General features: G+C 52.4%; 21 protein-coding genes. 9 read left to right on the forward strand and 12 right to left on the reverse strand.

What is annotated here, in order from left to right:
* Positions 1 to 145: 145 nt before the first annotated feature.
* Positions 146 to 718 (reverse strand): D-glycero-beta-D-manno-heptose 1,7-bisphosphate 7-phosphatase, encoded by a 573-nt coding sequence (gene gmhB / locus FEK66_RS02825; protein ID WP_130260765.1) that lies wholly within the window; start codon positions 716 to 718, stop codon positions 146 to 148.
* Between the two features lie 187 nt (positions 719 to 905).
* Between gmhB and metN the strand changes: the two genes are divergently transcribed.
* From metN to FEK66_RS02860, 7 genes are all read left to right on the forward strand, one after another.
* Positions 906 to 1,937: a methionine ABC transporter ATP-binding protein MetN gene (gene metN / locus FEK66_RS02830; RefSeq protein ID WP_000593990.1), complete on the forward strand. Its 1,032-nt coding sequence runs from the start codon at positions 906 to 908 to the stop codon at positions 1,935 to 1,937.
* On the forward strand, positions 1,930 to 2,583 hold the full coding sequence (locus FEK66_RS02835) for a methionine ABC transporter permease MetI (RefSeq protein ID WP_001294600.1): 654 nt from the start codon (positions 1,930 to 1,932) through the stop codon (positions 2,581 to 2,583). The genes metN and FEK66_RS02835 overlap by 8 nt, the downstream gene beginning before the upstream one ends.
* Before the next feature lie 39 nt (positions 2,584 to 2,622).
* On the forward strand, positions 2,623 to 3,438 hold the full coding sequence (gene metQ / locus FEK66_RS02840; RefSeq protein ID WP_000874224.1) for a methionine ABC transporter substrate-binding lipoprotein MetQ: 816 nt from the start codon (positions 2,623 to 2,625) through the stop codon (positions 3,436 to 3,438).
* Between the two features lie 117 nt (positions 3,439 to 3,555).
* On the forward strand, positions 3,556 to 3,960 hold the full coding sequence (gene rcsF / locus FEK66_RS02845; protein ID WP_001202329.1) for an Rcs stress response system protein RcsF: 405 nt from the start codon (positions 3,556 to 3,558) through the stop codon (positions 3,958 to 3,960).
* On the forward strand, positions 3,957 to 4,664 hold the full coding sequence (tsaA, locus tag FEK66_RS02850) for a tRNA (N6-threonylcarbamoyladenosine(37)-N6)-methyltransferase TrmO (protein WP_130205048.1): 708 nt from the start codon (positions 3,957 to 3,959) through the stop codon (positions 4,662 to 4,664). The genes rcsF and tsaA overlap by 4 nt, the downstream gene beginning before the upstream one ends.
* A 110-nt stretch (positions 4,665 to 4,774) precedes the next feature.
* Positions 4,775 to 6,493 (forward strand): proline--tRNA ligase, encoded by a 1,719-nt coding sequence (proS, locus tag FEK66_RS02855; RefSeq protein ID WP_001260707.1) that lies wholly within the window; start codon positions 4,775 to 4,777, stop codon positions 6,491 to 6,493.
* Positions 6,494 to 6,544: 51 nt separating this feature from the next.
* Positions 6,545 to 7,369: a YaeF family permuted papain-like enzyme gene (locus FEK66_RS02860; RefSeq protein WP_135493484.1), complete on the forward strand. Its 825-nt coding sequence runs from the start codon at positions 6,545 to 6,547 to the stop codon at positions 7,367 to 7,369.
* Positions 7,370 to 7,523: 154 nt separating this feature from the next.
* Here the strand turns inward: FEK66_RS02860 and nlpE are convergent, their stop codons facing one another.
* From nlpE to FEK66_RS02875, 3 genes are read right to left on the reverse strand one after another with little or no spacing between them, the layout of a single operon-like run.
* Positions 7,524 to 8,234 carry an envelope stress response activation lipoprotein NlpE gene (gene nlpE, locus FEK66_RS02865; RefSeq protein ID WP_130205044.1) on the reverse strand — a complete coding sequence of 237 codons (711 nt, stop codon included), beginning with the start codon at positions 8,232 to 8,234 and terminating at the stop codon, positions 7,524 to 7,526.
* A gap of 13 nt (positions 8,235 to 8,247) precedes the next feature.
* Entirely contained in the window at positions 8,248 to 8,670 is a 423-nt protein-coding gene (arfB, locus tag FEK66_RS02870; protein WP_130205042.1) for an alternative ribosome rescue aminoacyl-tRNA hydrolase ArfB, read from the reverse strand.
* Positions 8,667 to 9,212 (reverse strand): YaeQ family protein, encoded by a 546-nt coding sequence (locus tag FEK66_RS02875; protein ID WP_135493483.1) that lies wholly within the window; start codon positions 9,210 to 9,212, stop codon positions 8,667 to 8,669. The genes arfB and FEK66_RS02875 overlap by 4 nt, the downstream gene beginning before the upstream one ends.
* A gap of 165 nt (positions 9,213 to 9,377) precedes the next feature.
* On the opposite strand from FEK66_RS02875, the gene FEK66_RS02880 reads away from it, so the two are divergent.
* Together FEK66_RS02880 and rof are read left to right on the forward strand one after the other, a co-directional pair.
* The gene (locus FEK66_RS02880) at positions 9,378 to 9,578 is read left to right on the forward strand and encodes a YaeP family protein (protein ID WP_000417058.1); all 201 of its coding nucleotides are present in this window, start codon (positions 9,378 to 9,380) and stop codon (positions 9,576 to 9,578) included.
* Entirely contained in the window at positions 9,565 to 9,825 is a 261-nt protein-coding gene (rof, locus tag FEK66_RS02885; protein WP_000062312.1) for a Rho-binding antiterminator, read from the forward strand. The genes FEK66_RS02880 and rof overlap by 14 nt, the downstream gene beginning before the upstream one ends.
* Positions 9,826 to 9,873: 48 nt before the next feature.
* Here the strand turns inward: rof and tilS are convergent, their stop codons facing one another.
* From tilS to lpxA, 8 genes are all read right to left on the reverse strand, one after another.
* On the reverse strand, positions 9,874 to 11,172 hold the full coding sequence (gene tilS / locus FEK66_RS02890) for a tRNA lysidine(34) synthetase TilS (protein ID WP_135493482.1): 1,299 nt from the start codon (positions 11,170 to 11,172) through the stop codon (positions 9,874 to 9,876).
* 64 nt (positions 11,173 to 11,236) lie between these two features.
* Positions 11,237 to 11,626 (reverse strand): VOC family protein, encoded by a 390-nt coding sequence (locus tag FEK66_RS02895; protein ID WP_130205038.1) that lies wholly within the window; start codon positions 11,624 to 11,626, stop codon positions 11,237 to 11,239.
* Positions 11,627 to 11,790: 164 nt separating this feature from the next.
* The gene (locus tag FEK66_RS02900) at positions 11,791 to 12,045 is read right to left on the reverse strand and encodes a DUF4282 domain-containing protein (RefSeq protein ID WP_130205036.1); all 255 of its coding nucleotides are present in this window, start codon (positions 12,043 to 12,045) and stop codon (positions 11,791 to 11,793) included.
* A gap of 222 nt (positions 12,046 to 12,267) precedes the next feature.
* Positions 12,268 to 13,227 (reverse strand): acetyl-CoA carboxylase carboxyl transferase subunit alpha, encoded by a 960-nt coding sequence (gene accA, locus FEK66_RS02905; protein ID WP_000055746.1) that lies wholly within the window; start codon positions 13,225 to 13,227, stop codon positions 12,268 to 12,270.
* Between the two features lie 12 nt (positions 13,228 to 13,239).
* On the reverse strand, positions 13,240 to 16,722 hold the full coding sequence (gene dnaE, locus FEK66_RS02910) for a DNA polymerase III subunit alpha (protein WP_135493481.1): 3,483 nt from the start codon (positions 16,720 to 16,722) through the stop codon (positions 13,240 to 13,242).
* 36 nt (positions 16,723 to 16,758) lie between these two features.
* Positions 16,759 to 17,355 (reverse strand): ribonuclease HII, encoded by a 597-nt coding sequence (rnhB, locus tag FEK66_RS02915; protein ID WP_130205032.1) that lies wholly within the window; start codon positions 17,353 to 17,355, stop codon positions 16,759 to 16,761.
* Positions 17,352 to 18,500, reverse strand: coding sequence for a lipid-A-disaccharide synthase (gene lpxB / locus FEK66_RS02920; RefSeq protein ID WP_135493480.1), 1,149 nt, complete (start codon positions 18,498 to 18,500; stop codon positions 17,352 to 17,354). The genes rnhB and lpxB overlap by 4 nt, the downstream gene beginning before the upstream one ends.
* Complete coding sequence (lpxA, locus tag FEK66_RS02925; protein WP_000565966.1) at positions 18,500 to 19,288, reverse strand: acyl-ACP--UDP-N-acetylglucosamine O-acyltransferase; 789 nt, start codon at positions 19,286 to 19,288, stop codon at positions 18,500 to 18,502. The genes lpxB and lpxA overlap by 1 nt, the downstream gene beginning before the upstream one ends.
* Position 19,289 lies beyond the last annotated feature (1 nt).

Genomic DNA, 19,289 nt, shown 5'->3' on the forward strand with positions numbered 1-19,289 from the left:
TTCAGGATTTTTCTCTTCAATCGAACCGGCTGTTTGTGTGAAGTGATTCACATCCGCCGTGTCGATGGAGGCGCATTATAGGGAGTCGGCTCAGGAAGACAAGCGGAAAAATGCATTTTTATTTCAACCGCTCATCTTTTAGTCATTACGCCGATTTTTGCTGCTTTTTTATCGCTTGCGGCAGGTCTGCCAGGCTATTTAACACCCAATCCGCCGCCGTTTCTGCTTCAGGGGTAATAGGTTTACCCGTACGCACCAGCACTTTTGTTCCCACGTTCGCCGCAGCCGCTGCCTGCATATCTTCTAATTTATCGCCCACCATATAAGAAGCGGCCATATCAATATGCAAATAATCGCGTGCCGACAAAAGCATCCCCGGATGTGGTTTGCGGCAGTCGCAGACCTGGCGAAACTCTTCAACACTACCCTGCGGATGATGCGGGCAATAATAGATGCCATCCAGATCAACATCGCGGTCCGCCAGCGACCAGTCCATCCACTCGGTCAGCGTTTCAAACTGTGCTTCAGTAAATTTACCGCGAGCAATGCCAGACTGGTTGGTTACTACCACCAGCGCGAAGCCCATTTTTTTTAGCTCGCGCATGGCGTCAATAACACCGTCGATAAATTCAAAGTTGTCGATCTCATGGACATAGCCGTGATCGACATTAATGGTGCCATCACGGTCAAGAAAAATTGCGGGTACGCTCTTCGCCACCTTTTATAGCTCCTTAATAAGGCATGTGACGCTAGTATCGCATGTTTCGACCAGCAAGAAAGTGCTCTTCGCATAAACCTGATTGATTTAGACGTCTGGATGCCTTAACATCCATTTCATTGACGGCGATGCCCGTTCCAGGCATTCGAAATGCCACGACTAACTTAATGACGATAATAAATAATCAATGATAAAACTTTCGAATATCACCAAAGTGTTCCACCAGGGCACCCGCACCATCCAGGCGTTGAACAACGTCAGCCTGCATGTGCCAGCTGGACAAATTTATGGCGTTATCGGTGCCTCAGGCGCGGGTAAGAGTACGCTTATACGTTGTGTAAACCTGCTGGAGCGCCCAACCGAGGGTAGCGTGCTGGTCGATGGTCAGGAACTGACCACGCTGTCAGAATCTGAGTTGACTAAAGCTCGCCGCCAGATTGGTATGATTTTCCAGCATTTTAACCTGCTCTCTTCGCGTACTGTTTTTGGCAACGTGGCTCTGCCGCTGGAGCTGGACAATACGCCGAAAGACGAGATCAAACGTCGCGTGACGGAATTGCTGTCATTGGTTGGTCTTGGTGATAAGCATGATAGCTATCCGTCGAACCTTTCCGGTGGGCAGAAACAGCGTGTGGCGATTGCCCGTGCATTAGCCAGCAATCCCAAAGTATTGCTGTGTGATGAAGCCACCAGCGCGCTGGACCCGGCAACGACACGTTCTATCCTCGAACTGCTGAAAGATATCAACCGCCGTCTGGGTTTGACGATTCTGTTGATCACCCACGAAATGGACGTTGTGAAGCGCATTTGTGATTGCGTGGCGGTCATCAGCAATGGCGAACTGATCGAGCAGGACAAGGTAAGTGAAGTGTTCTCGCATCCGAAAACGCCGCTGGCGCAAAAATTTATTCAGTCGACTCTGCATCTGGATATCCCGGAAGATTACCAGGAACGTCTGCAAGCGGAGCCGTTCACTGACTGCGTGCCTATGCTGCGTCTGGAGTTTACCGGTCAGTCGGTCGATGCCCCACTGCTCTCCGAAACCGCGCGTCGTTTCAACGTTAATAACAACATTATTAGCGCGCAGATGGATTACGCCGGTGGCGTTAAGTTCGGCATCATGCTGACTGAAATGCACGGCACACAACAAGATACGCAAGCCGCCATTGCCTGGCTGCAGGAACACCATGTAAAAGTAGAGGTACTGGGTTATGTCTGAGCCGATGATGTGGCTGCTGGTTCGTGGCGTATGGGAAACGCTGGCAATGACCTTCGTATCCGGTTTTTTTGGGTTTGTGATTGGTCTGCCGGTTGGCGTTCTGCTTTATGTCACGCGTCCGGGGCAAATTATTGCTAACGCGAAGCTGTATCGTACCGTTTCTGCGATTGTGAACATTTTCCGTTCCATCCCGTTCATTATCTTGCTGGTATGGATGATTCCATTTACCCGCGTTATTGTCGGTACATCGATTGGTTTGCAGGCAGCGATTGTTCCGTTAACCGTTGGTGCAGCACCGTTTATTGCCCGTATGGTCGAGAACGCCCTGCTGGAGATCCCAACCGGGTTAATTGAAGCTTCCCGCGCAATGGGTGCCACGCCAATGCAGATCGTCCGTAAAGTGCTGTTACCGGAAGCGTTGCCAGGTCTGGTAAATGCGGCAACTATTACCCTGATTACCCTGGTCGGTTATTCCGCGATGGGTGGTGCAGTCGGTGCCGGTGGGTTGGGTCAGATTGGCTATCAATATGGCTACATCGGCTACAACGCGACGGTGATGAACACGGTACTGGTATTGCTGGTCATTCTGGTTTATTTAATTCAGTTCGCAGGCGACCGCATCGTCCGGGCTGTCACTCGCAAGTAACGTTCAACACAACATAAATAATTGAAGAAGGAATAAGGTATGGCGTTCAAATTCAAAACCTTTGCGGCAGTGGGAGCCCTGATTGGATCACTGGCACTGGTAGGCTGCGGCCAGGATGAAAAAGATCCGAACCACATTAAAGTTGGCGTGATTGTCGGTGCCGAACAACAGGTTGCAGAAGTCGCGCAGAAAGTTGCGAAAGACAAATATGGCCTGGACGTTGAGCTGGTAACCTTCAACGACTATGTTCTGCCAAACGAAGCATTGAGCAAAGGCGATATCGACGCCAACGCCTTCCAGCATAAACCGTACCTTGATCAGCAACTGAAAGATCGTGGCTACAAACTGGTCGCAGTAGGCAACACTTTTGTATATCCGATTGCTGGTTACTCCAAGAAAATCAAATCACTGGATGAACTGCAGGATGGTTCGCAGGTTGCCGTGCCAAACGATCCAACTAACCTTGGTCGTTCACTGCTGCTGCTGCAAAAAGTGGGCTTGATCAAACTGAAAGATGGCGTTGGCCTGCTGCCGACCGTTCTTGATGTTGTTGAGAACCCAAAAAATCTGAAAATTGTTGAGCTGGAAGCACCGCAGCTGCCTCGCTCTCTGGACGACGCGCAAATCGCTCTGGCAGTTATCAATACCACCTATGCCAGCCAGATTGGCCTGACTCCAGCGAAAGACGGTATCTTTGTCGAAGATAAAGACTCCCCGTACGTAAACCTGATCGTAACGCGTGAAGATAACAAAGACGCCGAGAACGTGAAGAAATTCGTCCAGGCTTATCAGTCTGACGAAGTTTACGAAGCAGCAAACAAAGTGTTTAACGGCGGCGCTGTTAAAGGCTGGTAATTTTTAGGCTGTTTCCACAATTTGTAATATCATTCAGGACGGGCGCTTGCCCGTCTTGTCATTTTTACAAGCTCCTGATTCAATATTGACGTTTTGATCATACATTGAGGAAATACTATGCGTGCTTTACCGATCTGTTTAGTAGCACTCATGCTAAGCGGCTGTTCCATGTTAAGCAGATCCCCTGTCGAACCCGTTCAAAGCACTGCACCCCAGCCGAAAGCGGAGCCAGCAAAACCGAAAGCGCCGCGCGCCACACCGGTCCGAATTTATACCAATGCAGAAGAATTAGTCGGCAAACCGTTCCGCGATCTCGGTGAAGTCAGTGGCGACTCTTGCCAGGCCTCTAATCAGGACTCTCCGCCAAGCATTCCAACCGCGCGTAAGCGGATGCAAATCAACGCCTCTAAAATGAAAGCCAATGCGGTATTACTGCATAGCTGCGAAGTCACCAGCGGTACGCCAGGCTGCTATCGTCAGGCTGTATGTATCGGTTCTGCGCTTAACATTACGGCGAAATGAGCAGTTTCCAGTTCGAGCAAATAGGCGTTATTCGCTCGCCCTATAAAGAAAAATTCGCCGTTCCGCGCCAGCCAGGTCTGGTAAAAAGCGCCAACGGCGAACTGCATCTCATTGCTCCCTACAACCAGGCCGACGCCGTGCGCGGCCTGGAAGCGTTCAGCCATTTATGGATCCTTTTCGTCTTTCATCAAACGATGGAAGGCGGCTGGCGCCCAACTGTGCGTCCGCCTCGTCTTGGTGGTAATGCCAGAATGGGCGTTTTCGCCACACGCTCTACTTTCCGTCCTAATCCGATTGGTATGTCGCTGGTAGAGCTGAAAGAGGTTGTTTGCCATAAAGACAGCGTGATTCTGAAGCTTGGCAGTCTGGATCTGGTCGATGGGACGCCAGTGGTGGATATCAAACCGTATCTCCCCTTTGCCGAATCGCTTCCCGATGCCAGCGCCAGCTATGCGCAAAATGCGCCAGCGGCAGAAATGGCGGTGAGCTTTACCGCAGAGGTCGAAAAGCAGCTTTTGACACTGGAGAAGCGTTATCCGCAGTTAACGCTGTTTATCCGCGAAGTACTGGCGCAGGACCCGCGCCCGGCCTATCGTAAAGGTGAGGAAACGGGCAAAACCTATGCCGTCTGGCTGCATGATTTTAACGTTCGCTGGCGCGTCACCGACGCAGGTTTTGAAGTCTTTGCGCTGGAACCGCGTTAAATTCACGCCCTTCTCTTTTGACATTTCTTTTGCACTGGTAAACTAAATCACTTTTTTTGTCCCAGGCTCGCCTTGAGCCTGTTCTACCTTCCAACTGGAACCGTAACAACATGCGTACTAGCCAATACCTGCTCTCCACTCTCAAGGAGACACCTGCCGACGCCGAGGTGATCAGCCATCAGCTGATGCTGCGCGCCGGGATGATCCGCAAGCTGGCCTCCGGGTTATATACCTGGCTGCCGACCGGCGTGCGCGTTCTGAAAAAAGTCGAAAACATCGTGCGTGAAGAGATGAACAACGCCGGTGCGATCGAGGTGTCGATGCCGGTGGTTCAGCCAGCCGATTTGTGGCAAGAGAGTGGTCGTTGGGAACAGTACGGTCCGGAACTGCTGCGTTTTGTTGACCGTGGCGAGCGTCCGTTCGTACTCGGCCCAACTCATGAAGAAGTTATCACTGACCTGATTCGTAACGAGCTTAGCTCTTACAAACAGCTGCCGCTGAACTTCTATCAGATCCAGACCAAGTTCCGCGATGAAGTGCGTCCGCGTTTCGGCGTCATGCGTTCCCGCGAATTCCTGATGAAAGATGCTTACTCTTTCCATACTTCTCAGGAATCCCTACAGGAAACCTACGATGCAATGTATGCGGCCTACAGCAAAATCTTCAGCCGCATGGGGCTGGATTTCCGCGCCGTACAGGCCGACACCGGTTCTATCGGCGGTAGCGCCTCTCACGAATTCCAGGTGCTGGCGCAGAGCGGTGAAGACGATGTGGTCTTCTCCGACACCTCTGACTATGCAGCGAACATTGAACTGGCAGAAGCTATCGCGCCGAAAGAACCGCGCGCTGCTGCTACCCAAGAGATGACGCTGGTTGATACGCCGAACGCGAAAACCATCGCGGAACTGGTTGAACAGTTCAATCTGCCGATTGAGAAAACGGTTAAGACTCTGCTGGTTAAAGCGGTTGAAGGCAGTAGCTTCCCGCTGGTTGCGCTGCTGGTGCGCGGTGATCACGAGCTGAACGAAGTTAAAGCAGAAAAACTGCCGCAGGTTGCAAGCCCGCTGACTTTTGCGACTGAAGAAGAAATTCGTGCCGTGGTTAAAGCCGGCCCGGGTTCACTGGGTCCGGTAAACATGCCGATTCCGGTAGTGATTGACCGCACCGTTGCGGCGATGAGTGATTTCGCTGCTGGTGCTAACATCGATGGTAAACACTACTTCGGTATCAACTGGGATCGCGATGTCGCTACCCCGGAAATTGCGGATATCCGCAACGTGGTGGCGGGCGATCCAAGCCCGGATGGTCAGGGTACGCTGCTGATCAAACGTGGTATCGAAGTCGGTCACATCTTCCAGCTGGGTACCAAGTACTCCGAAGCACTGAAAGCCTCCGTACAGGGTGAAGATGGCCGTAACCAAATCCTGACAATGGGTTGCTACGGTATCGGGGTAACGCGTGTAGTAGCTGCGGCGATTGAGCAAAACTATGACGAACGCGGCATCGTATGGCCTGACGCGATTGCGCCGTTCCAGGTGGCGATTCTGCCGATGAACATGCACAAATCCTTCCGCGTACAGGAACTGGCCGAGAAACTGTACAGCGAGCTGCGCGCGCAAGGTATCGAAGTGCTGCTGGATGACCGCAAAGAGCGTCCAGGCGTGATGTTTGCTGATATGGAACTGATCGGTATTCCGCACACTATTGTGCTGGGCGACCGTAACCTCGACAACGACGATATCGAATATAAATATCGTCGTAACGGCGAGAAACAGTTAATTAAGACTGGTGACATCGTCGATTATCTGGTGAAACAGATTAAAGGCTGATGCCAGAAAGGGTCCTGATTTCAGGGCCCTTTTTTACATGGATTGTATAAAATGGATAAACCAAAGGCGCACTACCGCCTGCTTCTCCCCTGCTTTCTTTTACTTTCGGCCTGTACCGTTGATATCAGCCAGCCAGACTCCTCTGCCACAGCGGTAGATGCCGAGGCAAAAACATGGGCAGTTAAATTCCAGCATCAAAGCTCTTTCACCGAACAATCAATAAAAGAAATAACGGAACCAGATCTCAAACCCGGCGATTTGCTTTTCTCCTCAAGCCTGGGGGTAACCTCATTTGGGATCCGCGTTTTCAGCACTTCCTCTGTGAGTCACGTTGCAATCTATCTGGGTGATAATAACGTTGCAGAAGCGACAGGCGCTGGCGTCCAGATTGTTTCCCTTAAAAAAGCGATGAAGCACAGTGATAAGCTTTTCGTTTTACGAGTCCCGGACCTTACCCCGCAACAAGCTACAGAAATCACCGCGTTCGCCAATAAAATCAAAGATAGCGGGTATAACTATCGCGGCATTGTCGAGTTCATTCCATTTATGGTGACCCGCCAGATGTGCTCACTAAATCCTTTTTCCGAGGATTTTCGCCAACAGTGCGTCAGCGGCCTGGCAAAAGCACAGTTAAGCAGTGTGGGCGAAGGAGGCAAAAAGTCGTGGTTTTGTTCGGAATTTGTCACTGATGCATTTGCCAAATCCGGGCATCCGCTTACGCTGGCGCAGTCAGGTTGGATTAGCCCTGCCGATCTGATGCATATGCGTACTGGTGATGTCTCTGCGTTTAAGCCAGAAACGCAGTTACAGTATGTTGGGCACCTGAAGCCTGGGATTTATATCAAGGCGGGTCGCTTTGTTGGGCTGACCAAGTGATAAAAGCCAGCCTCGTGTGCAAAATGCCGGATGCGGCGTGAACGCCTTATCCGGCCAACAAATCGTGCCAATTCAAAATATTGCATTATATGCTGTAGGCCTGATAAGCGCAGAGCATCAGGCATTTTTTCGTTTGTTTCTGTCTCAAGACGGGTTACAGCCCCAAACTACTGCAATCCTTGTTCGGGTAAAATTTACCCGCCGTATCGGGCGCTAATAATTTGGTCGGCGCACCGGTATCCGGATTAACCTCCAGCGTAAAGTGACCTTCAACTGACAATAACACCGGTTTTTCACTGTTACCACGAGCCGCCAGATAGCCACGCTCCAGCTCTGCGTTATTCGCCACCATAAAACGTTTTCCGGTCGCGCAATCAGTAAAAGTTGCTGCGTCTGCCATATAGAAATACATGCCACGCAGGGTCATCGGCGTCATTGGCATGCTCGATTTTGCCGGTTCCAGCGTGTAGTTGAACTGCGATTCAATCGGATTGCCTTCGCGATCGAGCATCTCCAGCGCATCCCCTTTCGCCCGATAATATGACTTTTCGCCTTTACTGTCGGTTAATACCAGCTTGTCGGCAGTTCGCGCCCATGTACCGTAAGAGGCAAAGGATGAAGGCTCTTCACGAGCGCCAAGATAGCGTTCGTTCATCACCCAGGTTCCATCTTTTTCGAGGAACAGAGAGGTTTCGATCCCTTCGCAATCGGCACACGGCAGCACGCCGCGCCAACTTTGCGGCATCGGTTTCAGTTCGGCAGCCTGCGCCGGAGAAAGCGTATCGACTTCGGCCCGATTGTTACATCCCATCAGAGTAAAGAGGCTGATTACAGCCATCGCTGTCACTATCGCTTTTCTCACCATCCATTCCTTCTTTTTACTCCCGACCGCTGCGCACTTTGCCGCGCATCGCCTTCACGCTTGATTTTTGTGCCTTCGATGCCAGCCTGCGCTCTTTTGATGCGCGGGTGGGCCGCGTGGGTCGTCGGGCTTTTTGTTCTGTTGTTAATTCTTTAATCACTGCCACCAACCGGGCCAGCGCCGCTTCGCGGTTAAGCTCCTGACTACGGTATTCCTGCGCCTTAATGACAATCACGCCATCGCTGCTGATTAAATGATGGCTGGCGGCGAGCAGGCGCTCTTTGTAATACTCTGGCAGGCTGGACGCCCGAATGTCAAAACGCAGATGAATGGCCGTTGAGGTCTTATTGACATGCTGCCCACCCGCGCCCTGTGCACGAATAGCAGTGATCTCAAGCTCGTCATCGGGGATAGCAACATGTCGGGAAATCACAATCATGAAGGTTGTTGCCAGGCGGTTAAGTTCACTTCCAGATTATTCTTATCATCCGATAACCAGATCACGCCATCCTGAATCGTTGCCTGCAGCGTCATGGTACGATCGGCAAAGGCACTCACTTTCGCCAGCTGCTCGTCGTCCAGATACCAGACGGAAAGATTAGCAAACTGCGCACATTTGCTCTGATTTTGCTGCCACCAGATTTGCGCCGCCCGACTATTATAGGCAAACAGCGCCACTTCTGCGGCCTGGGTGCAGGCTTTCTTAATCCGTCGATCATCCGGCAGCCCCAGTTCAATCCACAAATCAATGCCCAGGTGATCGTTACGCAGCCACGCTTCCGGCTCATCATCGGCACACAAACCTCGGGTAAATTGCAGACGTTCATCAGCATATTTCAGCCACGCCAGCAGGCGCAGCATCATGCGCTCCTGGGTTTCTGAAGGATGGCGCGCCAGCGTCAGAGAGGCATCGAGAAACTGGTTGCGGTCGAGATCGGCCACATTAACCGTCGCTTTATAAATTGTCGCTTTAAGCGCCATAAGAAAACTCCTTTCGAATCAGGAGGCCATTGTAACGGAATACGTGCAGTTGCGGCGCTGATATTGCAGAAATGAGTGTGGTATAGTCACCTTGCGAAACAGAGTTTATCTTCGTAGGCTTAGACTTGCATCCACGGTTAAGTCAGAGTGCTGACAGGAGGGCATGTGGAAAAATATTGTGAGTTAATACGCAAGCGGTACGCGGAAATCGCCAGCGGAGACTTAGGATACGTTCCGGACGCGCTGGGCTGCGTTTTGAAAGTGCTGAATGAAATGGCTGCCGACGACGCCCTTTCTGAGGCTGTCAGGGAAAAAGCAGCATACGCTGCGGCAAACTTACTGGTGAGCGATTATGTCAATGAATGATACGTATCAACCAATCAATTGTGATGATTACGATAATCTTGAGCTCGCCTGCCAGCATCATTTAATGCTGACACTTGAGCTGAAAGATGGCGAAAAATTGCAGGCGAAGGCCAGCGATTTAGTCTCCCGCAAAAATGTGGAGTATCTGGTCGTCGAGGCCGCTGGCGAAACCCGCGAGCTACGTCTGGATAAAATTACCAGCTTTAGCCACCCGGAAATCGGTACGGTGGTGGTGAGCGAGTCCTGATTGACTTTCGCCGGATGCGACGTTTGAAGCGTCTTATCCGGCTTTCACTTAACTAAGTGTTTTCTGCCAGATAAAACTTACGCCCTTCTCACCTTCAACCACACCTTCTTGCGTCACAAATACCCCTGCCGCCGCAATCAGCGTTTCGCCATAAAACAGCAGTGGCGTGGTGTCACGTAGCCACGGCGGCACGCCCAGCTCTTGCCAGATTTTCTTCAGCTTACGTCCGCCGTTGCGCCCGACAATATGCAGCAATCCTGGCGCTTTGAAACGCACGCTGACCGCTTCGTCTGCACGCGGAGGGCGAATATCGCCTCCCGCAGTAAGCTGTACACTTCCCAGCCCCGCCGGTAATTCCAGCGGTTGTAGCCACGTCTGCCACGGCACAATGGTTTCGCTTTGCCCGGCGACGGATTTAATCCACCACAATTGCGACTGATAGCGGCGGATTTCAAACGCGCCAAAACGTAAACAGGGGGAAGCATCTTCCCGCGCCAGCGCCACTTCCTGCCAGATCCGCACCAGCGCGTCGCGGGAAGGCATTGGGGCATTCAGCCCTGCCAGCCAGCGGCGGATAATCGCGGCGCGACGGGCATCACTCATCGCCAGCATTGGCGCAATCTGCAGCGTCCTTTGCGGCGTTTGGCAGTGCGCTAAATCATCCGCCAGCAGTTCATCCAGCAGGCTCTCTTGTTCGGCGCAAAGTGCGGCACTTCGGGCCGTCGCTTCGGCAAAATGTGGCCAACGCTGCTGCAATAACGGCACCACGCGCAGGCGCAGGAAGTTACGATCGTAGGAATCGTCCTGATTACTTTCGTCTTCAATCCAGCGTAAACCATGCGCCAATGCCCACTGCGCCAGTTCTCCCCGCGTACGGGCGAGCAACGGACGGATAAGCCGCGTTCCGGCAAACTCCGAGACTTCCCCCATAGCCGAAAGCCCGGCGGGGCCGCTTCCGCGTTTTAGCGCCAGCAGAAAGGTTTCACATTGATCGTCAAGATGTTGCGCTGTGACCAGCACTTCGCCAGGTAACAAGGTGCGGGCAAATGCCTGATAACGCGCCTGCCGCGCCTGGGCCTCAATGCCTAACCCCTCTTGCGCAAGCTGCACACGCTCAACCACCAGCGGCACCTGCCACTGCTGGCAGATATTTTCACAATGTTTCACCCAGGCATCAGCATTGGCACTTAACCCATGATGCACATGGATAGCGCGCAAAGCGACGCCCGGATTTTCCGCCCGCCACTGCACCAGTTGATGCAGCAGAACGGTAGAGTCAAGCCCGCCGCTAAAGGCCGCCAGAATCTGGCGTGAGGTGAGAAGTTGTGTATTCAGTGTGAGTGTCATGATAGCGCGATTTTACAGTAGCGATGCCCGGCACGTTACCGGGCAAATGCAGTAATGACAAGCCTTACTGCTCATACAGTTCCAGCGGCAGTCCGTCAGGGTCGTTAAAGAACGTGAAGCGTTTTTGCGTGTATGGATCGACACGTATCGCTTCACATTTCACGTTATTGCTTTCCAGGTGCGCCACTGCCGTATCGATATCATCAACGCTAAAAGCCAGATGGCGCAGGCCGCAGGCTTCCGGTCGACTGGGTCGTTGCGGCGGAAACGGAAATGAGAAAAGCTCAATCACGTACTGCCCGTTAAGTGCCAAATCCCCTTTCCACGAATCTCGCGCTTCACGATAGACTTCGCTTTGCAACGTGAAGCCGAGAATGTCGCAGTAAAAAGCTTTGCTCACCGCATAATCCGTCGCAATAATCGCAATATGGTGAACCTGTTTTAACCCCAACATAGAATCTCCTGCATTGATATGATACGCACGTGCATCGCTATATATTGATAATACGCACAAATTACAGGAAAGATGAATCAGACATTTACACTGACTTTAAAACAACATCTCAAACGCCTGTAATAGCGGTTGAGATGCGGTTTGGTGAAGCGCTTTGCGGGAGATTACTCTGCGCTATTCTTGCTAACACTCTCGGCAATGCGGCGCAAATATTCGTTATTCTTAAACGCTATCATAATTAATTCGAAAGTCATACGACAGCTTATAAGACCAATGACGGTATAAGCTAACCCTAAGATAATGTTTCCGCTAAATATGGAGAAGACACCGCCTATCAGTGTCAGCACCATAGCCAGCCAGTAAAAAAACACCAGAACACGCGGCATAAGAAGATGATCAAATCCTAAAATTGCTTTCATATTTTATCCTTAAAAATTCTATGAGATTGATAAATTTATATTATTTTTGACCACTGTGTATATTGGTATATGCCTCCGAAATCGGAGTTATCAACATGAGTTCAAGAATTTTATGGCAGGGGAAAACGAAAGTAAGATTATCTAAATGTATTTATAATATGACTAAATAAACTACATAGAAAAAAAGGCCACCGAAGTGACCCTTTTCAGAATATTTGCTGATTACGCGTAGCCGTAGCTCATCAGGCGCTGATAACGACGATTTTTTAAATCTTCAGTGCTTAACACGTCGAGATCGGCCAGATCCGCCAGCAGTTGCGCTTTCAAAGACGCCGCCATCGCTTCCGGGTTACGGTGAGCGCCGCCCAGCGGTTCCGGGATGATGGAGTCGATCAGTTTCAGTTCTTTCAGGCGCGGAGCGATGATACCCATCGCCTCAGCCGCCAGCGGCGCTTTGTCGGCGCTCTTCCACAGAATGGACGCACAACCTTCCGGCGAGATAACGGAATAGGTGCTGTATTGCAGCATATTCACTTTATCGCCCACGCCAATCGCCAGCGCGCCGCCAGAACCACCTTCACCGATAACGGTACAAATAGTCGGTACACTAAGGCGAGACATTTCACGCAGGTTGCGCGCGATGGCTTCAGACTGACCGCGTTCTTCTGCGCCCACGCCCGGATAAGCTCCAGGAGTGTCGATAAAGGTGATGATTGGCATCTTAAAGCGTTCAGCCATTTGCATCAGACGCAGAGCTTTGCGGTAACCTTCTGGTGCTGGCATACCAAAGTTACGGCGAATTTTTTCTTTGGTTTCACGACCTTTCTGATGACCAATGATCATCACCGGACGACCGTCAAGACGTGCGATACCACCGACGATAGCTTTGTCATCTGCATACGCACGATCACCAGCCAGTTCGTCAAATTCATCAAATGCCAGGCGAACGTAATCCAGGGTATAAGGGCGCTGTGGATGGCGTGCCAGTTGGGCAATCTGCCATGCGCCGAGATCGGCGAAGATTTTACGTGTCAGTTCTACGCTTTTTTCACGCAGACGATGCACTTCTTCATCGATGTTAATATCCAGTTTCTCGTCCTGACGGCTAACCGCAGTCAGAGAATCGATTTTCGCTTCCAGCTCTGCAATCGGCTGTTCAAAATCAAGGAAATTCAGACTCATAGTATTCCTGTATTAGTCAAACTCCAGTTCCACCTGCTCCGAACCAATGAGGCCACGGAGATCGTTTAACAAACGATCGCTCGGAGAGACACGCCACGTCGCGCCAAAACGCAACCGCGCGCGTGCATCCGCCCTCTGATAGTAGAGATGTACTGGAATTGTCCCAGAGCGGTGGGGTTCCAGAGACTGACGGAGTCGGTTTAAAAGCTGGTCATCAATTTGCCTGTCCGTCAGCGAGATAGCAAGCCCGCGAGCATATTTTTCCCGGGCTTCGTCAATATCCATCACTTCGCGAGCGGTCATTTTAAGCCCACCGCTGAAGTCATCAAAGCTGACCTGTCCGCTGACGATAAGTATGCGGTCTTTTTCCAGCAATTGCTGGTATTTATCCAGGGCGTCTGTAAACAACATCACTTCCAGGCGCCCGGAACGGTCATCCAGCGTGCAGATACCGATACGATTGCCGCGCTTGGTGACCATAACCCGCGCGGCAACAACGAGCCCCGCAGCCGTGGTGACTTTACCACGTTCTGTCGGGTGCATGTCTTTCAGCCTTACGCCTCCGACATAACGCTCAATCTCTTTTAAATACTGATTGATGGGGTGGCCCGTCAGGTACAGCCCCAACGTTTCACGTTCCCCATCTAACACCACCTGCTCCGGCCAAGGCTGGCAGCTGGCGTAGGATTGTTCAATTTGTTCCGGCTCTTCGGCCAGCACGCCGAACATATCGGCCTGACCGATGGCTTCCGCTTTCGCGTGTTGATCTGCCGCTTTTAACGCATCGCCCAGCGAGTTCATCAGCGCCGCGCGGTGTGGCCCCAGACGGTCAAACGCCCCGGACATGATCAGTTTTTCCAGCACTCGCCGGTTTAACTTTTTGGTGTCGGTACGAGCGCAGAGATCAAACAGTTCGCGGAAATAGCCGCCTTTATTTCGGGCTTCGATGATGGCCTCAATCGGACCTTCACCTACCCCTTTGATCGCGCCAATACCATACACGATTTCGCCGTCGTCGTTGACGTGGAAATGGTAAAGACCGGAGTTTATATCTGGTGGCAGGATTTTCAGCCCCATCCGCCAGCACTCATCCACCAGGCCCACCACCTTCTCGGTATTATCCATATCGGCGGTCATTACCGCCGCCATAAACTCCGCCGGATAGTGCGCTTTCAGCCATAACGTTTGATATGACACCAAAGCATAGGCCGCAGAGTGCGATTTGTTAAATCCGTAACCGGCGAATTTTTCCACCAGATCGAAGATTTTCATCGCCAGTTCGGCGTTGATCCCGTTCTTTTCTGCACCTTCAGCAAATACAGAACGCTGCTTAGCCATCTCTTCCGGCTTTTTCTTACCCATCGCACGACGCAGCATATCCGCGCCACCGAGGGTATAACCAGAAAGCACCTGGGCAATCTGCATGACCTGTTCCTGATACAGGATGATGCCGTAGGTTGGCTCCAGTACCGGTTTCAGGCTTTCATGCTGCCACTGCACGTCCGGGTAGGAAATCTCTTCGCGACCATGTTTACGGTCGATAAAGTTATCCACCATCCCTGATTGCAACGGGCCGGGGCGGAACAGTGCCACCAGTGCGATCATATCTTCGAAGCAGTCAGGTTGCAGACGCTTGATCAGGTCTTTCATGCCGCGCGATTCAAGCTGGAATACCGCCGTGGTTTCCGAGCGTTGCAGCATGTCGAAGCTTTTCTTATCATCCAGCGGGATCGCGGCGATATCCAGCGGCGGCTCGCCATTCTTCGCTCGCCGCTTGTTGATCATCTCCAGCGCCCAGTTGATGATGGTGAGCGTACGCAAACCGAGGAAGTCGAACTTCACCAGCCCGGCGTATTCAACGTCGCTTTTATCAAACTGGGTGACCGGATGTTTGCCCTCTTCATCGCAATAAAGTGGCGCAAAATCAGTAATTTTTGTCGGCGCGATAACCACCCCACCGGCGTGCTTACCGGCGTTACGGGTGACCCCTTCCAGTTTGCGCGCCATGTCGATCAGCGCCTTAACTTCTTCATCCGCTTCGTAGATTTCCGGCAGCTGTGGCTCAGCTTCAAACGCTTTTGCCAGCGTCATCCCCGGATCGGGCGGGATCAGTTTCGAGATACGGTCGACAAAGCCGTACGGATGCCCCAGCACGCGGCCTACGTCGCGGATCACCGCTTTCGCCGCCATCGTACCGAAGGTGATGATCTGCGATACCGCATCACGACCGTACATGTCTGCCACGTGTTCGATCACCTGATCGCGTTTCTCCATACAGAAGTCAACGTCAAAGTCAGGCATGGAGACACGTTCCGGGTTAAGGAAACGTTCGAACAGCAGGTCAAATTCCAGCGGATCGAGGTCGGTGATTTTCAGCGCGTAGGCCACCAGTGACCCTGCACCGGAGCCACGGCCTGGCCCTACCGGTACGCCGTTATCTTTCGACCACTGGATAAATTCCATAACGATGAGGAAGTAGCCCGGGAAGCCCATCTGGTTGATAACCTGAAGTTCAGTCTCCAGACGCTCGTCATATTCCGGGCGGCGCTTAACACGTTCTTCTTCATCAGGGAATAAAAATGCCAGACGCTCTTCCAGCCCCTCTTTTGCACGCTTGACCAGATAATCTTCAGTACTCATGTCCCCGGTCGGGAACTGCGGCAGGAAGTATTCACCAAGACGCACAGTCACGTTACAACGTTTGGCGATCTCAACGGTGTTGGCAAGGGCTTCGGGGATGTCGGCAAACAGCTCGCACATCTCCTCTTCGCTACGCATATATTGCTGCGGCGAATAGCTACGTGGGCGTTTGGGATCGTCGAGGGTAAAACCGTCATGAATCGCGACGCGGATTTCGTGTGCGTCAAAGTCGCTGCTGTCGATAAAGCGCACGTCGTTGGTCGCCACGACGGGCAAACCGCGCGCTTCCGCCAGTTCCACCGCCGCGTGCAAATAGCTTTCTTCGTCCGGTCTGCCGGTGCGAATCAGTTCGAGAAAATAGCGATCCGGGAAGTGTTCTTCATAAAACGCGACACACTCGTCCACCAGTGCGCTGTTACCACGCAAAAGACTGCGTCCGACGTCGCCCATGCGCCCGCCGGAAAGAAGGATCAACCCTTCGTTTAATTCGATAAGCCAGTCGCGATCGATGATCGGTCCGGCGGCACCGTACCCGCGCTGATACGCTTTTGAGATCAGCAACGTCAAATTCTGATAGCCGGTATTGTTCGCCGCCAGCACCGTCAGGTGGGTTAACTCATCACCCAATAAGTCGCACTGGACATTAAAATCCGCCCCGACGATGGGCTTAATCCCTGCGCCATGTCCCGCTCCGTAGAACTTCACCAGACCGCAAAGGTTGGTGAAATCGGTGATCGCCAGCGCAGGCATACCCAACGCCGCCGCCTTTTTTACCAGCGGCGCGGTTTTGGCCAGGCCATCGATCATCGAGTAGTCGCTGTGCACCCGCAGGTGTACGAAACGTGGTTCAGACATCTTCAGATTCCGGTTTACTTAATCTCGACACAAGAATCAGGACGCAAGTCCCAGTGCGCGTTTGACAGGCCCAAAGCTGCGACGATGATGTTCAGTCGCGCCATATTCAGCCAGTTTTTCCAGATGAAAAGCGGTTGGATACCCTTTGTGTTGGGCAAAGCCATATTGTGGATAAACGATGTCCAGCGCCGCCATTTCAGCGTCGCGCGTCACTTTCGCCAGGATAGACGCAGCACTGATTTCCGGTACGCGGCTATCGCCTTTAACTACAGCCATCGACGGCATCGGTAATTTCGGGCAGCGGTTACCATCAACCAACACATATTCCGGCGCAATATGCAGCCCAGCGACGGCACGCTGCATCGCCAGCATGGTCGCGTGTAAAATATTCAGTTCGTCGATTTCATGAGGTTCCGCACGGCCCAGGCTCCAGCTTAACGCTTTCTCTTTGATCTCTTCACAGAGCGCAAGACGACGTTTTTCACTTAGCTTTTTGGAATCATTCAACCCGACAATCGGGCGCGCCGGATCGAGGATCACGGCAGCGGTAACGACCGCGCCAACCAACGGCCCGCGCCCAACTTCATCCACACCTGCAACCAGATTCGTGTGCGGATAGACAAATTCGATCATTGTGCTAACTCCAGAACGGCTTGTGCCGCCTGCTCATCGGCATTGCAGCGGATCTGCTGATGCAACTCGCGGAAGGTGTCGTGCATCGCGTGGCTGGTTTTCCCGTTCGCCAACAGCGGTAACAGCGACTCAGCCAGTTTTTGCGGCTCACACTCTTCCTGCAATAATTCTTTAACTAACTCTCTGCCCGCCAGCAGGTTTGGCAGCGAGACATAATCGGTTTTCACCAGCCGCTTCGCCAACCAGAAGGTGAAAGGCTTCATGCGATACCCCACCACCATCGGGCATTTCGCCAGCATGCACTCCAGTGCAGCCGTACCCGATGCCAATAGCGCCGCATCGCTGGCGACCATCGCCTCACGGCCCATTCCATCCAGCATATGAACCGACAGGTCTGGCGCGACTTCAGCTTTGATGCGTTCAAACTGCTCACGGCGTTTGGCATTTACCAGCGGCACCACGATCTCCAGCTCAGGGTACGTCTGGCGCAAAAGCTGGGCAGTTTTCAGGAAATCGGCGCTAAGCATCTCAACTTCCGCGCCACGACTTCCCGGCAACAGCGCCAGACAGTGGGCATCGTGAGGGATCCCCAGCACATCACGCGCGGCGTTTTTATCTGGATCTAACGGCATGGCATCAGCCATGGTGTGACCGATAAAACGGCACGGCACGTTATATTTGTCATAAAACGCTTTTTCGAAAGGCAGAAATGCGAGCACCAGATCGGTGGCTCTGCCTATTTTGAAAACGCGTTTCTGTCGCCACGCCCAGACGGACGGACTGACATAATGAATGGTTTTGATACCCTGCTTTTTAAGGTTACCTTCAAGGGTAATATTGAAGTCAGGCGCATCAATACCGACAAAAACATCTGGCTTCAGTTCGCCAAAACGCTTTGTCAGATCGGCACGAATATGCAGTAAGCGACGCAGACGCCCGAGCACTTCAACAATGCCCATCACCGCCAGCTCTTCCATTTCGTACCAGGCTTCGCAACCTTCGGCTTGCATTCGTGGCCCGGCAACACCAACAAAGCGGGCATTGGGCACACGTTCTTTCAGAGCACGGATTAAACCGGCCCCCAGGATATCGCCGGAGGTTTCTCCGGCGACCAGGGCAATCGTTAATGGACGCTGTTCAGTCATTAACGAATCAGACCGCGCGTTGAGCGTGCAAAGAAATCGGTAAACGCTTTCACTTCCGGATATGTTTCCGCCAGTTCAGCAATTTCCGGTTTCACTTCATCGAGCGTTTTACCGCTGCGATAAATCAGCTTATACGCATTGCGGATAGCGGTAATCGCCTCACGGCTGAATCCGCGGCGCTTCAGCCCTTCGATATTGACACCGAACGGTGTTGCATGGTTACCCTGCGCAATGACATAAGGAGGGACGTCCTGCGCCACACCAGAGCAACCGCCTACCATCACGTGCGCACCAATGATGCAGAACTGATGGACTGCGGTCATGCCGCCGATAATCGCGAAGTCGTCTACCGATACGTGACCCGCCAGCGTTGCGTTGTTGGCGAGAATGCAGCGGTTACCTACCGTACAATCGTGCGCAATGTGCGCGTTGATCATCAGTAAGTTGTCGCTGCCCACCTTCGTCAATCCACCGCCCTGGACCGTGCCACGATGAATGGTGACGCTTTCGCGAATGCGGTTACGATCGCCGATTTCCACGCGGGTCGGTTCGCCAGCATATTTCAGATCCTGGTTAACTTCACCGATGGAGGCGAACTGATAAATCTCATTGTCGCGGCCAATTTTAGTATGACCATTCACGACAACGTGAGATTTCAGTACGGTACCCTCACCAATTTCGACATGGGGTCCAACGATACAAAAAGGACCAATGTGGGCGTTAGCGCCAATCGACGCGCCCTCTTCCACAATGGCAGTTGGATGCACAAAGGCGGATTTATCAATCACG

The sequence above is a fragment of the Escherichia sp. E1130 genome, assembly GCF_005781065.1.
Classification (GTDB): Bacteria; Pseudomonadota; Gammaproteobacteria; order Enterobacterales; family Enterobacteriaceae; genus Escherichia.